This window comes from Pseudomonas sp. LLC-1 (genome assembly GCF_002992185.1).
GTDB lineage: Bacteria > Pseudomonadota > Gammaproteobacteria > Pseudomonadales > Pseudomonadaceae > Aquipseudomonas > Aquipseudomonas monteilii.
Map to the genome: position 1 here is coordinate 333,380 of NZ_LUVY01000012.1, position 14,413 is coordinate 347,792.

The window sequence follows — 14,413 nt, forward strand, 5'->3', positions numbered from 1 at the left end:
ACCCGCGCCGCTGTGGGACCTATGATCGTTGGCCAGAGCCAGGCGCTGCCTGCCTGGCGTTGAAACAAGCGAGCGTCCATGCAGCAACATTCCTTCAAAACCGTCCCCCGTCGGCTGCTGGCTGCCTGCCTGATTGCGGCCAGCCTGGCCGGCTGTGCCAGTGCACCGCCCGCCAACCTCAAGGGCCTGCCGCAGCGTGTCGAGATCAGCAGCGTGCCGTTCTACCGTGGCAACGCCAACCACAGTGGCGCCATGGCCCTGGCGGCCATGCTGTCGCAGCAGGGCGCGCCCATCACCCCGGGGCTGCTGGACAAACCGTTGAACCTGCCTCAGGGCGCCGAAGCGCTGGACACCGGCATTCCTCGTGTGGCGCGGGACTACGGCATGGTGGTGTACCCGCTGGACAAGCAGCTGGACGCGCTGCTGGCCCAGGTGGCGGCTGGCAACCCGGTGCTGCTGCGTTATGAGGACGGTTCGGCGTGGTGGGGCGAGCCGCGTTATGCGGTGCTGATCGGCTATGACCGCTACAAGCAACGGGTGCTGTTGCGCTCGGGCATGCACCGGCGGCAGGTGATGGCGTTCGATGACTTTGCCTCGGCGTGGGCGAAGCAGGGGAGTTGGGCGGTGCTGGTACAGCCGCCGAGGCAGTTGCCGGCACAGGTGGATCGTCAGCGCTGGTTGAAGGCGGCGGATGAGCTGGCGCGGGCGGGGCAGGAGATTGCGGCGAAGCAGGCTGTGAGTAGCCTGAACAAGTAACTTTTCCTGTGTTGGCCCTATCGCCGGCAAGCCAGCTCCCACAGGTACAGCACAGGATTCGAAACCTGTGTTGTACCTGTGGGAGCTGGCTTGCCGGCGATAGGGCCTGGCCTGCTTAGATCAGAAGCCCAGGCGGTCGCGCAGGCTGTAGTACCAGGCACCGATGGCGCTGAACGGCACGCGCAGCATCTGGCCACCCGGGAACGGGTAGTGCGGCAGGCCGGCGAAGGCGTCGAAACGCTCAGCCTGGCCACGCAGGGCCTCGGCCAGCACCTTGCCTGCCAGGTGGGTGTAGGTTACGCCGTGGCCCGAGCAGCCCTGGGAGTAGTAGATGTTGTCACCGATACGGCCAACCTGCGGCAGGCGCGACAGGGTCAGCAGGAAGTTGCCGGTCCAGGCGTAGTCGATCTTCACGTTCTTCAGCTGCGGGAAGGCCTTGAGCATCTTCGGACGGATGATCGCCTCGATGTTGGCCGGGTCACGCGCGCCGTACACCACGCCGCCGCCGAAGATCAGGCGCTTGTCGCTGGTGAGGCGGTAGTAGTCGAGCAGGTAGTTGCAGTCTTCGACGCAGTAGTCCTGCGGCAGCAGGGTGCGTGCCAGTTCGTCACCCAGCGGCTCGGTGGTGATCACCTGGGTACCACACGGCATGGACTTGGCGGCCAGTTCCGGTACCAGGTTGCCCAGGTAGGCGTTGCCGGCGACGATGATGAACTTGGCGCGCACTTTACCTTGTGGCGTGTGTACGACCGGGTTGGCACCGCGCTCGATGCGCACCGCCGGGGTTTGCTCATAGATGATGCCGCCCAGCGACTCGACCGCAGCGGCTTCGCCCAAGGCCAGGTTGAGCGGGTGGATGTGGCCGCCGCTCATGTCCAGCATGCCACCGATATAGCTGTCGCAGGCGACCACTTCGCGGATGCGCTTCTGGTCCATCAGCTCCAGCTGGTTGTGGCCGAAACGTTCCCACAGGCGCTTTTGCGACTCCAGGTGGCCCATCTGCTTGCTGGTGAGGGCGGCGAACACACCACCGTCTTTCAGGTCGCACTGAATGTTGTACTTGGCCACGCGCTCACGAATGATGCGGCCGCCTTCGAAGGCCATGTGGCCCAGCAGTTGCGCCTGCTTGGGGCCAACGGTGCGTTCGATGACGTCGATATCGCGGCTGTAGCTGTTGACGATCTGGCCGCCGTTGCGGCCCGACGCGCCGAAGCCGACCTTGGCCGCTTCGACGATGCTTACCTTGAAGCCGTTTTCCAGCAGGAACAGGGCGCTGGACAGGCCGGTGTAGCCGGCGCCGATGATGCACACATCGGTTTCCACCTCACCCTGCAGCGCCGGACGTGGCGGCACCGGGTTGGCCGAGGCGGCGTAGTAGGACTGGGGGTAGGGGGTGTTAGCCATGCTGCAGGAACCTCGTGTTTTATATTTTTAACGAATGTACCGATGCTATCAATAATAATAAACACCCGCTAGTCGTCTGATGAAAATCCTTTACGGGGTACCTGACAGCCCTTCTATCTATAAAGAGTTTAAGATTCAGTAGCTTAGCGCGAAAAAAAGTGTTGACAGGGTTTTAGGAATGCGTAGAATGCGCACCACACGACAGGCACATAGCTCAGTTGGTTAGAGCACCACCTTGACATGGTGGGGGTCGTTGGTTCGAGTCCAATTGTGCCTACCAAATCGAAGAAGGGGTGATCCGCAAGGGTCACCCCTTTTTTCATTGCCCGGTTTCGGGTGCTGCAAACCGTTGCGTGGGCGCGAAGCGCTTACATTCGAAAGTTTTTGATTTTTCTCAAAAAAAAGCTTTACAGGTGTGCATTCGATCACTAATATGCGCACCACACGACAGGCACATAGCTCAGTTGGTTAGAGCACCACCTTGACATGGTGGGGGTCGTTGGTTCGAGTCCAATTGTGCCTACCAAATCCGAAAAGGGCGATCAGAAATGATCGCCCTTTTTGCATGTGCGCGTGAAGCAGCGTGTAACGTTTGGTCGCGGTTCGGGACTGAGGTCGGCATGCTAGAATCCGCCCCTTCGAATCTGGAGGTACACGCGTGCGCAAACTGGCTGTGGTAATGGCAGTGCTCGCCCTGGCGGGCTGTGAGAACGAGGTCGAAGGCGTGCACAAGCAGGTGGCCGAACACCTGCACAACCCCAAAACCGCCAAGTTCGGCAACGTACGGATCGACACCCAGGGCACCATCTGCGGCCAGGTCCGTGGCAAGGATGATACCGGGCAGTACGAAGCCTACCGCAGCTACGTGGCGATCAAGCGCGATGGCCAGTACGACATCATCGTCGACGACACCGGCAACAACCTGCGCATCCGCGAGATGTGCGGCGGTGCCGACCTGCAGCGCCGTGCCGAGGCGCTGGCAGACCAACCGGCACCCGAGGGCTGGGATGTGGAGGTGGTTCAGGGTGCCAACATGGGCGCGCTGAGCGACATGACCGCACGGCTTATCGAAAAGGGCATCCCGTCTTCGGTGGAATACCGCGACGGCAAGCCAGTGGTGCTGATGGGGCCATTCCCTACCCGCGAAGAAGCACAAGCGCGCAGAGATGAAGTGATGGCCAAGCTGGGCACCGATTCGGTGGTTATCCAGCACGGGGCCACACGCTAACCGCTCCTGTCAGCCCCGCAAGGCACAGTTAACCCTGCGCTAGACAATGTTCACACAAGTTTGGCTATGCTTGGAGGGACGATGCCGAACGGGGAGGGGCCTCATGTCTACACTGGAGCGGGCCATTGCCGTGGCCGCCAGGGCGCATGAAGGGCAATACGACAAGGGTGGGGCAGCTTATATCCTCCACCCGCTACGCGTGATGATGCGGGTGTCCACACCCGAACAACGGATTGTCGCAGTACTTCACGATGTGATCGAGGACACCCCGCTGACCCTGTCCGACCTGGCGCGCGAGGGTTTCGCGCTTAAAATCCTTGCAGCCTTGCTGGCGCTCAGTCGCCGCGAGGGTGAGGCTTACCAGGACTTCGTGGTGCGTCTGGGCGATGACCCGCTGGCGCGAACCGTCAAACTGGCCGATCTGGCCGATAACAGCGACATTTCGCGCATTCCTTGCCCTGGCCCCGCCGACCTGGCGCGGTTGGCCCGCTACCGGGAAGCCAGCGCCTATTTGCAGGCGTTGGCCTGAGGCTCAGCCGCAGGCCTTGAGGTTCACCGGCCCGACGAACTCATTCCCCCGGCCCATCACGCAAGCCACCTGCTGGTTGCGTTGCCGCTCCCATGCCTGCGGCGGATAGGTCTTGTTCCAGGCCTCGAACAACTGGCGGTCCTGCCGGGACAAGCGCAGGTTGTACTGCTTGCTCATGTAGAAGTAGGTGCGGGCGATCATGCCGCGTATCGAGGGGCGTGGCATGACCTTCCTGGCTTTGAAGTCGACCTGGGTCAGGCAACTGCCATACTGGCCGCGTTGCTCCGGCAGCCAGCCAAAACTGAAGTTGCTGCGGTCGCCATTGACCTCGCCGATGCTCGGTACAAGGTTGTGCAGGTCAGCCTCGGCACGTTTGTACACCTCGTCATGCTGCGAGCACTGCTTGCGCCCGCCGTCCTGCCAGCACTGGCGCTGATGGCCGATCTGCCAGGCGGGCACGATGTGCTCCCACTCGATACGTGACGCGCGCTGGGCGTTCTTGCGCGGGGCATAGCCGCAGGACGCCAGGTCGACCTTGTTGCCTTTGTATTTGCAGCCGCAATAAAACTCGGTCGATTGCGGCGCATACAGCTTCCAGGCGACCTTCTTGGCCTCCTGAAAGGTGCGTGGGGCATCGGCTTGGGCAAGTGGAGCGGTCAGTAACAGGCAGGCTGCGGCAAAAAACGAAACTCTCATGCGGGGTCAGTCTTCCTTCGGTACGGTCCAGAAAACCTGTACGCCGCCATCGTCGCGGTGAGCGAGGGTAACGTTGTCGTTTTCTGCGATCTCCTCCAGCAAGGTTTCCCAATCTTCCGGGCTTTCCTGTTCCAGGCGGAAGATCAGCGCCGCTCGGCTGCGCTGGGCGGTAGGGCTGTTGATGATCTTCTGGATGCGTACACCCAGCTGTTCATAGCTGCTCGGGGTGGCGGAGGCGGTGCTGGACACAGGCATTTCCTTGTTTTGCTGTATGCACATACAGTATTTCACTGTAAGTAAATTCGCAACAGCTTGTCGGGGGAAATCCTTTCTTGGCCAGATATGGCGTTTGCGAAATCGCCGTTGCCAGCGTTACGTGTGGCCGCAGTTGCAAACGGCCCCACTCGTGCAGCGGGGCTGTTTGCGTTCTCTCTACCGACATGCCCTGTTTCTGTGGGCGCGCAGTTACCTGGTGCTGGCCAAGGCGCTGGCCACGGCGTCGAGGTTGCCCTCGTTGATGCCGGCAATGCAAATGCGCCCACTGCGTATCAGGTACACCGCATGTTGTTCGCGAATGTGGTCAACGGCCTGCGCACTGAGGCCGGTGTAGCTGAACATGCCTTTCTGTTGCAGCAGGTAGCTTACTTCCTGCTCGGGGTTCAGCGCCTTGATCCGGTCATGCAGTGCTTGGCGCATGGCGATCATGCGAGTGCGCATGGTCTCCAGCTCTGCACGCCAGGCGCGTTGAAGGCCGTCGTCACTGAGGATTGTCACCACCAGTTCGGCGCCGTGCCGTGGCGGGTTGGAGTAGTTGGTGCGTACGGTGCCTTTCAATTGCCCGGCAACACGCGTGGCGATGGCCGCGTGCTCACAGATCACCGATAACGATCCCACGCGTTCGCCGTACAGCGAGAACACCTTGGAGAACGAGTTGGCGACCAGCCCGGTAATGCCCGCCTTGGCCAGTGCACGGATGGCATAGGCATCCGCTTCGACACCGTCGCCCATGCCCAGGTAAGCGGCATCCAGGAAGGGGATCAGACGACGCTGGCGGCACAGCTCGAAGACGGTGTCCCACTGTTCAGGCGACAGGTCGATACCGGTGGGGTTGTGGCAACAGGCGTGCAGAAGCACGATCGAGTGCGCGGGTAGCCGGTCGAAGCAGGCGAGCAGGCGGTCGAACGCCACGTTGCTGCCGGTTTCATCCAGGTAGGGGTAGCGCTGCACGGTAAACCCGGCACCGCTGAAGATGGCCAGGTGGTTGTCCCAGGTCGGATCACTGACCCACACCTGGGATTGTGGGTAATAGCGCTTGAGAAAATCGGCCCCCACCCGCAGGGCCCCGGAGCCGCCTACCGACTGCAGGGTAACGATGCGCTCGCTGGTTTGCCGGTCGGGTTCACCGAACAAGTAGGCCTGCACCGCGCTGCGAAATGCCGGATGGCCATCCATGGGCAGGTAAAGGTTGGCTGACGGGGCCAGGGCATCGAGTTGCGCCTTGGCGGCCTGCACGGTATCGAGCACGGGCACTTGCCCGGCTTCGTCATAATAGAAACCAATGCTGAGGTTGACCTTTTCGCTACGCGCATCGGCGTGGAAGTCATCCATCAACGACAGAATGGGGTCGCCCGGGTAGGCTTCGACCTGTTCGAACATCGGGGTTACCTCGGTAATCAGTTGGAGAAAGTGGGGTGCAGGAACTGCCAGGGGCTGCTGTCGCTGCCGCGTGGCACACTGACCTCGATCAACACGGGCTTGTCGGCGGCGAAGGCGCGCTCCAGCACCGGCCGCAGGCGGGCGGGGCTGTCCACTCGGTGCGCCTCGACGCCGAACGACTCGGCAAACTTGATGAAGTCGGGGTTGACCAGTTCGGAGCCCAGCAGGCGCCCGCCAAAGCTTTCCTGCTGGTCGCGGTACACGTTGCCAAAGGCGTTGTTGTTGAACACGATGGTGACCAGGTTGAGCTGGTACTGCACAGCCGTGGCCAGCTCTTGGGCGGCGAACATGAAACCGCCGTCTCCGCAGATCGACACCACCGCCTTGTCCGGGTGGGCTGCCTTCACGCCCAATGCCGTCGGGAAACCGAAGCCCAGGGTGCCCTGATGGCCCGAGGTAACGAGGGTGCGTGGCTTGTATACCGGGAAACCGAAGATCGAGGTGAAACCGACTTGGGAAATTTCCTCGACGAAGAAGCCATCGCGTGGCAGTACATCGCGAATCACCCGCAGGTAGTCCAGTTGCGGTTGCACACACTGGATAGCCTGCTCCGCAGCCGCCTTGGCTTCGGCCAGTTCGGCGTCACGACGCTTGGGCGCGCCCTGCTTGAGCACGGCTTCGGCCAGCGCGGCAGAGGCTTCGGCGGCATCGGCCACCAGGTTGACATCCGCCGGTATGCGCCGCACTTCTGCCGGGTCGATGTCGATCCGGATCAGCTTCAGCCCGGCCGGGCGATGGCGCCAGCGAATATCCAGCAGCTCGAAGCGTGAGCCGATGACGACGGCGACATCGGTCTTTGGCCACAGCCGCGCGCCAGCCGCCACGGTGAAACCCAGCGGATGGTCATCGGCCACTACGCCGCGCCCGCCACGGAAGCTGACCACTGGCGCGCCCAGCACCTCGGCTAACTGGTTGACCTCGGCGCTCGCGTCCAGCGCACCGGAGCCTACGAAGATCATCGGGTTGGCGGCCTGGCTCAGCAGCTTTGCCGCCACGCTCACTGCATCGCTGTCCACCGGCGGGGTTGGCTGCAGGGCCAGCGGCGGCTGAATCTGCACCGCAGCAGGACGGGTGAAGAAGTCCCACGACGCTTGCAGTGAGACCACACCAGGCCGCCCCGATTGCATGTGCTGGAATGCTTCGGCAACGCGCCAGGACGCCTCGGCAGGTTGTTCGATATGTGCAGCCCATTTGCCGATGCCTTGCAGCACTTCCAGTTGCCGTGGCAGTTCATGCAACTGACCGCGGCCACGGTCCTTGAACGGGCTCATCACGTCGCCGGTCAGTGCCAGCACCGGGGCATTGCAGCCGTGCGCAGTGAGCATCGCCGCGCTGGCGTTGAGGATGCCAGGGCCGGGTACCACAGCGAACACACCGGGGCGCCCGGAGGAGCGGGCATAACCGAAGGCCATATAGGCGCTGGTTTGCTCATGACGTGCACCGAAGATACGCAAGCTGTCGCTGTTGCGGGCCAAGGCGTCGGTCAGGCCATAGATTTGCGCACCGGGCAGGGCGAACACGGTGTCGACGTTGTGGGCTTTCAGGCTGGCGACGAGGGCATCGCCACCGGTCAGCGTCTGCACGGGTGTTGGGTGGTTTTTCATTGGGGTACCTTTCAGGCGTTGCTGGAAACGGGGTGAATGGCAGCGGGGCTGTTTTTGACTTTTTGATACGTGATGGCCATGACCAACAGCCAGCAGGGGATGAGCAGGACGGAAATGCGCATGCCCGGAATGAAGGCGATGATCAGCAACAGGCCGGCAATGAAGGCGATGCACAGGTAGTTGGTCAGCGGGTACAGCGGCGAGTGATAGGCGGTCGGTTGCCCGGCCTCGCGTTTGGCCTTGCGGAATTTCAGGTGGATGACGCTGGTCAGCGCCCAGTTCATCATGGTGGTCGCCACTACCAGCGACATCAGGGTTTCCAGGGCGCCATCGGGGGACAGGTAGTTGAGCACCACCGCAGCCGCTGTCACCAGGCCGGTGAGCAGCAGGGCATTGATGGGGATGCGCCGATCACTCAGCTTGACCAGGGCACGTGGTGCATGGCCTTGTCGTGCCATGGCGTGCAACTGGCGGGAGTTGCAGTACACCACTGCGTTGTAGACCGAAAGGGCAGCGGTAAGCACGACGAAGTTCAGCGCATGGGCGGCGTAATCCACCTTGAGCAAGCTCAGTATCTTGACGAACGGGCTGGCGCTATAGGGGTCTCCCGCCGCGCTCAGCGATGCGACCAGGTTGTCCCACGGGGTGAGCGCCAGCAGCACTGCCAAGGCCAGGACGTAGAACAGGCCGATGCGATAGAGCACGGCATTGATCGCACGCGGGATGGTTTTGCCCGGCTCGCGCGCCTCCCCAGCGGTAAAGCCGATGAACTCCAGGCCGCCAAAGGCGAACATGATCAGTGGCAGCGCCATGATCAAGCCCTGCCAGCCATTGGGCATGAAGCCGCCGTGGCTCCACAGGTTGGCGATGGTTGCCTGGGGTGGCGTATGTGGGCCGAAGAGGAACCAGGCGCCCATCACGATCATCAGCAGTACAGCGCCGACCTTGATGATGGCGAACCAGAACTCCGACTCGCCGTAGATTTTCACGTTGAGGGTATTGATGCCACTGATCAGCAGCAGGAAAAAACCGGCGGTTGCCCACGTGGGAAGTTCGGGCCACCAAAACTGCATGTATTTGCCCAGTGCGGTAAGTTCGGCCATGCCGACCAGGAAGTAAGTGACGGTATAGTTCCAGCCGGTGAGGTAGCCCATGAAACCGCCGCCGTATTTATTGCCGAAATGACTGAGGGAGCCGGAAACCGGTTCATCAACCAGCATTTCGCCAAGTTGGCGCATGATAAGGAATGCAATAAGGCCGGCGATCATGTAACCCACCAGCAGGCTTGGGCCAGCAGACTTGATAACCCCCGCACTGCCAAGGAAGAGGCCAGTGCCGATGGCCCCGCCCAGGCCGATCATTTGTATATGTCGGTTTGAAAGATTTCGCTCGAATGTAGGTTCGGTACTTTCTGTTCTGCTCATCGTTTTATTCTCGATTGTTTCAGGTGCGCGAATGCCTTCTCGCGCACTAGAATGATTTGGCAGAATAATAGGGGCTTGCGCGCGATATTATTGTTAGGCGAGGTGTCGTGTGTTTAACGTGCCACCGCGTTGGTTAACAAGTTAACAGTTATCGGCTTAATGTGAATTCCGGTTTCTGAAAGTGAATTATGCAGAGACTGGATAGTGGCTGTTGTCAGGGCGCAACGACTGCGACTGCTGGCAATGTGTGTGCACCAGGCGACGGAACCACGCTTGTTCCGGCGAGCTGTGCGTGCGGCTGTGCCATACCACCCAATAACGGAACTGGTGTTCGATGAAGTCGAGTGGGCGGTAGCAGACAGCGTCTTGTGCTGACCATTTTCGGGCAATGTGTTCGGGCAGCATCAGCAGCATGTCACTGGTCCCAAGCACGGCCAGGGCTGCGGAGTAGAACGGTACGCAAAGTTTCAGGTTGCGCTGCAGGCTGTGCCTGCGCAGGTAGGCGTCGAGGAAGCCATCTTTGTCTCCGCCAGTGGTGATCTTCACATGGCTCCATGCCAGGTAATCGTCGATACCCAGTGCCGTTCGCGTGGCCAGTGGGTGGTTGGCGCGCATGCAGCAAACGGCCCGGTCTTCACCAATGATTCTGCCGTGATAGGCCGCCGGCGTGTCCTGCAGCATGCTGACGGCGATGTCCAGTTCACCTGTGGCCAGCCAGTCGAAACGGTCGGGTTGCCACAGGCGAAAATCCACGTCGGCCTGTGGCGCGACTGTTGCCAGGTGCTCAAGCAACCCTGGCAGGATGTGTTGGGCAACGTAGTCGGAACCGGCCAGGCGAAAGCGTCGGTTGCAGGCCTGCGGGGTGAAGGTGGTGGGCCGGCTCATTTCCTGAAGCCTTTCCAGCAGGGTGCGCACTGGCTCCACCAAGGCTTCACCGCGTTCGGTCAGCACATATTCGCGTTGCTGGCGGATCATCAGCGGGTCGGCGAAGGCGTCGCGCAACTGGGCCAGGTGGCGGCTGACGCCCGACTGGCTGGTGCCCAGACGGAGGGCGGCCTGGCTGAGGTTGCGCAGTTCCAGGATGGTCAACAGTGCCGTCAGTTGCGAAATGCTCAGGTTGCTGAAGGCACTGTTCATTGGCGGGCTCAGCCAAGACTGACTGTGAAGGTGGGCTGTTTGACATCGAGGATCGCTTGCCCGACGCATTGGCCGCCGCAGTAGGTGGTCACCAGCTCGACGATATCGGCCATTGCGGCGTTGACGGTTTCCCGCGATACCGGAGGCAGGCCATCGATGTCGAAAAACACGCAATCGGTATCGGCGAGGGTGCGGGTATCACCGGCCTGTCGCCAGGTCCAGCGGCGGGTCAGTACGCGGCTGTCTGCAGCCAGCACGATTTCGCCCGGCTGGATGGCTTCTGGTTCCTCACCGGGTGTGGCGAGGAAGCGGTCATCGGCTTGAGTCTTGCGCAACGCCAGGCGCTTCGACTGAGGGCCTACCGGGTGGACGCCGGCTGGCAGCACGTGACGCAGGGACACCAGGTTACCGATATCGACCAAGGGGTTGATGTCGGGCAGGTTGTCGGGTTTGAGCACGCGCCGGCCCAGGGCCTCGATCGAGCTACGGTGCTCTGAAGGCTTGGCGCCGAACTGGCGGTAGGCGTCACGCCAGGCGGCAATATTGGGGTATTCGGCCGGGTTGCCGGTAATGCGCTGGCGCAGCTGGTTTTCGGCCTGCCGGAGCTGGGCAGTCAGTGCTTCGTGGGTTTGGCTGTTGTCCAGGTGCTTGAAGACGAGCACTCCGCGCAGGTAGTGCGGATGATCGGCAAAAACGTCCGGGCTGATGGTGTAGGTGAAAGAATTCACGCTTGCTCCTGTTCGGGACATGGACCACTTGTCTGAGGCCCCGAATATAGCACCGGCGCCATGGGCAATCGGCCCCAAGGACTGGGATGCAACTATGCGTAAACTGGATAGTCGGGAACGGCTGCTGCAGATGAGCCCGTTCCCGCAGGTGTCAGGCGAAGCGTTCGAAGCGGTAAGGGGCGGGGTCGATCAGCGGAGTGGCCTGGGATACCAGGTCCGCTGCCAGCTGGCCGGCCGCAGGCGAGGTGCCGAAGCCATGCCCGGAAAAACCGGTGGCCAGGGTCAGGCCCGGAAGACTGGCCACCGGGCCGATCACCGGGTTGGAGTCGGGGGTGACGTCGATGGTCCCAGCCCAGGCGCTGGCGATACGGGCCTGTTCGAACACGGGCCAGGCCGCCTTGAGGTTGCGCATGGCTTCGTCGTTGAGTGCCGGGTTGGCGTGCGGGTCTTGTACCCGTATGCGCTCGAAGGGGGTGACATCGGTGGCTTTCCAGCGCCGGGCCAGGGCCAGATCCTTGAAGAAGTACTTGCCAAAGCTGATGCGCAGGAAGTCCCGCTGGGCACGCAACTGGGGCAGGTAACGCTTGCCCAGCAGCAAGTGGTCCAGGGTCAGGAAGGCATCCAGCGCGCCGCGCTGGGTGATGATGTAGCCGCCGTCCTTGTGCTTGCGGAAGGAAAAGTCCGGTGCACCGACGGCGATGTCGGTGGGCCCGTCCATGGGCTCGGTGCGCAGCACGGAGCAGGTCAGCGGCAAGGTTGGCAGGTTGATGCCCAGGTTGCCGAGGAACTTGCGTGACCACAGGCCCCCGGCCAGCAACACCTGGTCGCAGCGGATTTCGCCCTGCTCGGTGACCACGCCGCTGACTCGGCCAGCAGCGGTGACCAGGGTGCGCACTGCGCAGTGCTCTACCACCACCGCGCCCTTGGCCATTGCCGCACGGGCAATGGCGCTGGCGGCCAGGGTGGGTTCGGCGCGTGCGTCCGATGGGGTAAAGATGCCGCCCGCCCAGTCTGCCCGGCCACCCGGCACCATCTGGGCAATTTCACGCGCGCTCAGCAAGCGCGAGTCCAGGCCCAGCGCTTCGACGCTTTTCAGCCAGCCTTCATGCATGCCCATCTGCGTGTCGTTGCGGCCGATGAACATGATGCCGGCCTGGCGATAGCCGACGTCACTGCCCACCCGTGCCGGCATTTCGGCCCACAGCCGGTCGGCCGCCAGCGCCAGGGGGATGTCGTGGGCGTGGCGGTTGGTCTTGCGTACCCAGCCCAGGTTGCGGGACGACTGTTCGCCAGCGATGCGCCCCTTTTCCAGCACCACCACCGGGATGTTGCGTTCGGCAAGGGTCAATGCGGCGGTGAGGCCGATGATGCCGCCGCCGATGATGACCACAGTGGTGGCGTCGGGGTGTCGGGCGCTGGTTTGCACAGGGGCGATCGTGGGAGACATGGCTTTACTCGATGCAGGTCAGACAGGGGGAGTGCTCAGGGGCAGCCAGAGCCTTTACTGGCCAAGGCGGATCATGGTCACGTGTGCTTGCCCCGCGCCGCGATAGGCCGTGACTTCCAGCTCGACCTTGTACACGGTCGAGCCAAGAGGCGGGCAGGTGACCGTGGTGGCCGGGTCGATACCTCGGAACTTCTCACCGATCACGTCCATTACCCGTGGCACATCGGCCGGGTCCTGGATGAACACGCGTGAGTTGATGACGTCAGCCAGGCTGGCATCGACCGCGGCCAGGGCGGTTTCGATGTTGGCGAACACCTGGTGGGTCTGCTCGATCACATCCTCCGGGATGACCTGGGTCTGCGGGTTGCGCCCGGCGGTGTTGGAGACGTGAATCCAGTTGTCCACCGCCACCAGGCGGGAGTAGCTGGCCATGTCTTCGAACCTGGAGCCGGTTTTCAGTTTGGTGATCTGTGTCATGGGTTTTGCCTTGTTATCCGGTAGTGGAGGGATCAGCTGAGAACGGGGGTTTCCCAGAGGTTGAGCTTTACGCCGATGCCTTGTTCGAGCGCCTTGCGGTACACCACGGTGCCCCAGGCCACGTCCTCGACGGGCATGCCGCCGACCGACATCAGGATGATTTCGTCGTCGTGCAGGCGCCCTGGTGCATCGCCGCTGATGATCTTGCCGATGTCCTCCACCTGCTCGGCGGCCAGCTTGCCTTCGGCAATCATGTCCATGAAGCGCACGCCAACCAGCGGTACGTGGTTGTGTGCGGGCTTGGGCAACTCGGCGAACCAGGCTTCGTACAGGCCGGTGTTGTCCACCACCTTGCGCACGTCCTCCTGCTCCATGCCGGCGTCGATGCTGCACGGCGCCGGCATGGCCAGGAACGCGCCGGGCTTGACCCACTCACGGCGTACCAGCGGGTACTGGCTGGGGTCACCGACTTCGCCCGAACTGCAGTAGCTGACCAGGTCGGAGCCGCGTACCACGTCTTCCAGGGTTTCAACCACCTGGATCGTCGTGATTTGCGGGAAAGTGGCTTTGACCCAGGCAACGAAGGCATCCAGGTTCTTCTGGCCGCGGCCCTTGAGCTTGAGAGTGTCGATCAGCGGGCAGACGGCCATGAACGCGGCGACCGTGGTCTTGCCCATCACGCCCGGGCCGGCCAGGCCGATGACCTTGGCGTCCTTGCGTGCCAGGTGGCGTGCGCCCACACCCGGGATGGCGCCGGTGCGGTAGGCCGACAGCAGGTTGGCCGACATGTGCGCCAGCGGAGCGCCGGTGTCGGCATCGTTGAGGGTGAACATCAGGATCGAGCGCGGCAGGCCCTTTTCGCGGTTGGCGATGTTCGAGCCGTACCACTTGGCACCTGCGGTCTGGAAGTTGCCGCCCAGGTACGCCGGCATCGCCATCATGCGCCGGTCGGCGGTGGGCTTGGGCATGGTGGGGAACGGCGAGTGCTCGGGGAAAGTGATCATCGCGCCGTGCGAGTCGCTGTTCGGGCCGGCCATGCGGTAGTCGCCCTGGTACAGCAGGCCGAACATTTCTTCCATGGTGTCGACGCAGGCGGGCATGTCGGTCACGCCGGCGCGGATCATGTCCTGTTCGGACAGGTAGATGAAATCAATTCTGGTATCGGGGGTCATGGCGGGTCTCGCGGGGCTGGCTGCCGTCGGATTTATTGTTGGTGACGTGGCAGCCAGTTTCGCTAACGACTGGTAGGTCGTCTTGTGCCTGCCTG

Annotated in this window: 14 protein-coding genes and 2 tRNA genes; 5 read left to right on the forward strand and 11 right to left on the reverse strand. The window is 62.4% G+C overall.

Annotated features, from left to right (window positions below; translation table 11 throughout):
- The first annotated feature begins 78 nt into the window (after window positions 1-78).
- Window positions 79-756, forward strand: coding sequence for a peptidase C39 family protein (locus A0O30_RS12435; protein ID WP_105946688.1), 678 nt, complete (start codon window positions 79-81; stop codon window positions 754-756).
- Between the two features lie 120 nt (window positions 757-876).
- Here the strand turns inward: A0O30_RS12435 and A0O30_RS12445 are convergent, their stop codons facing one another.
- On the reverse strand, window positions 877-2,160 hold the full coding sequence (locus A0O30_RS12445) for an FAD-binding oxidoreductase (protein WP_060497609.1): 1,284 nt from the start codon (window positions 2,158-2,160) through the stop codon (window positions 877-879).
- A gap of 203 nt (window positions 2,161-2,363) precedes the next feature.
- On the opposite strand from A0O30_RS12445, the gene A0O30_RS12450 reads away from it, so the two are divergent.
- The 4 genes from A0O30_RS12450 to A0O30_RS12465 all read left to right on the forward strand — a co-directional run bounded on the left by A0O30_RS12450 (window position 2,364) and on the right by A0O30_RS12465 (window position 3,917).
- Window positions 2,364-2,440 (forward strand) — tRNA-Val (locus A0O30_RS12450).
- Between the two features lie 169 nt (window positions 2,441-2,609).
- Window positions 2,610-2,686: transfer RNA gene (locus A0O30_RS12455), tRNA-Val, on the forward strand.
- 132 nt (window positions 2,687-2,818) lie between these two features.
- Window positions 2,819-3,388, forward strand: coding sequence for an SPOR domain-containing protein (locus A0O30_RS12460; RefSeq protein WP_105946689.1), 570 nt, complete (start codon window positions 2,819-2,821; stop codon window positions 3,386-3,388).
- A 103-nt stretch (window positions 3,389-3,491) separates the two neighbouring features.
- Complete coding sequence (locus A0O30_RS12465) at window positions 3,492-3,917, forward strand: GTP diphosphokinase (RefSeq protein ID WP_019096842.1); 426 nt, start codon at window positions 3,492-3,494, stop codon at window positions 3,915-3,917.
- A gap of 3 nt (window positions 3,918-3,920) precedes the next feature.
- Here the strand turns inward: A0O30_RS12465 and A0O30_RS12470 are convergent, their stop codons facing one another.
- From A0O30_RS12470 to A0O30_RS12515, 10 genes are all read right to left on the reverse strand, one after another.
- Complete coding sequence (locus tag A0O30_RS12470; RefSeq protein WP_105946690.1) at window positions 3,921-4,613, reverse strand: endonuclease; 693 nt, start codon at window positions 4,611-4,613, stop codon at window positions 3,921-3,923.
- A gap of 6 nt (window positions 4,614-4,619) precedes the next feature.
- Window positions 4,620-4,862, reverse strand: a complete 243-nt coding sequence (locus A0O30_RS12475; RefSeq protein ID WP_016711353.1) for a DUF1654 domain-containing protein — start codon at window positions 4,860-4,862, stop codon at window positions 4,620-4,622.
- A 216-nt stretch (window positions 4,863-5,078) separates the two neighbouring features.
- Window positions 5,079-6,269, reverse strand: a complete 1,191-nt coding sequence (locus tag A0O30_RS12480; protein WP_105946691.1) for an amino acid aminotransferase — start codon at window positions 6,267-6,269, stop codon at window positions 5,079-5,081.
- Window positions 6,270-6,286: 17 nt separating this feature from the next.
- The gene (locus A0O30_RS12485; protein WP_218274918.1) at window positions 6,287-7,933 is read right to left on the reverse strand and encodes a thiamine pyrophosphate-dependent enzyme; all 1,647 of its coding nucleotides are present in this window, start codon (window positions 7,931-7,933) and stop codon (window positions 6,287-6,289) included.
- 11 nt (window positions 7,934-7,944) lie between these two features.
- Window positions 7,945-9,357: an amino acid permease gene (locus tag A0O30_RS12490; RefSeq protein ID WP_105946692.1), complete on the reverse strand. Its 1,413-nt coding sequence runs from the start codon at window positions 9,355-9,357 to the stop codon at window positions 7,945-7,947.
- Between the two features lie 186 nt (window positions 9,358-9,543).
- Window positions 9,544-10,494, reverse strand: coding sequence for a LysR family transcriptional regulator (locus A0O30_RS12495; protein ID WP_105946693.1), 951 nt, complete (start codon window positions 10,492-10,494; stop codon window positions 9,544-9,546).
- A gap of 8 nt (window positions 10,495-10,502) precedes the next feature.
- A complete protein-coding gene (locus tag A0O30_RS12500) occupies window positions 10,503-11,222 on the reverse strand; it encodes a B3/4 domain-containing protein (RefSeq protein ID WP_158261457.1) in 720 nt (239 codons plus the stop codon).
- Between the two features lie 151 nt (window positions 11,223-11,373).
- Window positions 11,374-12,669 (reverse strand): FAD-binding oxidoreductase, encoded by a 1,296-nt coding sequence (locus A0O30_RS12505; RefSeq protein WP_105946695.1) that lies wholly within the window; start codon window positions 12,667-12,669, stop codon window positions 11,374-11,376.
- Between the two features lie 54 nt (window positions 12,670-12,723).
- Window positions 12,724-13,146, reverse strand: a complete 423-nt coding sequence (locus A0O30_RS12510) for a RidA family protein (RefSeq protein WP_025752810.1) — start codon at window positions 13,144-13,146, stop codon at window positions 12,724-12,726.
- Between the two features lie 32 nt (window positions 13,147-13,178).
- Window positions 13,179-14,318 carry a tyramine oxidase subunit B gene (locus A0O30_RS12515; protein WP_105946696.1) on the reverse strand — a complete coding sequence of 380 codons (1,140 nt, stop codon included), beginning with the start codon at window positions 14,316-14,318 and terminating at the stop codon, window positions 13,179-13,181.
- Between the last annotated feature and the right edge of the window lie 95 nt (window positions 14,319-14,413).

Coding starts and splice junctions, on each gene's coding strand:
- A0O30_RS12505 (WP_105946695.1), bottom strand. CDS start 12,669: ATGTCTCCCACGATCGCCCCTGTGCAAACCAGCGCCCGACACCCCGAC.
- A0O30_RS12470 (WP_105946690.1), bottom strand. CDS start 4,613: ATGAGAGTTTCGTTTTTTGCCGCAGCCTGCCTGTTACTGACCGCTCCA.
- A0O30_RS12485 (WP_218274918.1), bottom strand. CDS start 7,933: ATGAAAAACCACCCAACACCCGTGCAGACGCTGACCGGTGGCGATGCC.
- A0O30_RS12510 (WP_025752810.1), bottom strand. CDS start 13,146: ATGACACAGATCACCAAACTGAAAACCGGCTCCAGGTTCGAAGACATG.
- A0O30_RS12465 (WP_019096842.1), top strand. CDS start 3,492: ATGTCTACACTGGAGCGGGCCATTGCCGTGGCCGCCAGGGCGCATGAA.
- A0O30_RS12490 (WP_105946692.1), bottom strand. CDS start 9,357: ATGAGCAGAACAGAAAGTACCGAACCTACATTCGAGCGAAATCTTTCA.
- A0O30_RS12435 (WP_105946688.1), top strand. CDS start 79: ATGCAGCAACATTCCTTCAAAACCGTCCCCCGTCGGCTGCTGGCTGCC.
- A0O30_RS12480 (WP_105946691.1), bottom strand. CDS start 6,269: ATGTTCGAACAGGTCGAAGCCTACCCGGGCGACCCCATTCTGTCGTTG.
- A0O30_RS12515 (WP_105946696.1), bottom strand. CDS start 14,318: ATGACCCCCGATACCAGAATTGATTTCATCTACCTGTCCGAACAGGAC.
- A0O30_RS12445 (WP_060497609.1), bottom strand. CDS start 2,160: ATGGCTAACACCCCCTACCCCCAGTCCTACTACGCCGCCTCGGCCAAC.
- A0O30_RS12495 (WP_105946693.1), bottom strand. CDS start 10,494: ATGAACAGTGCCTTCAGCAACCTGAGCATTTCGCAACTGACGGCACTG.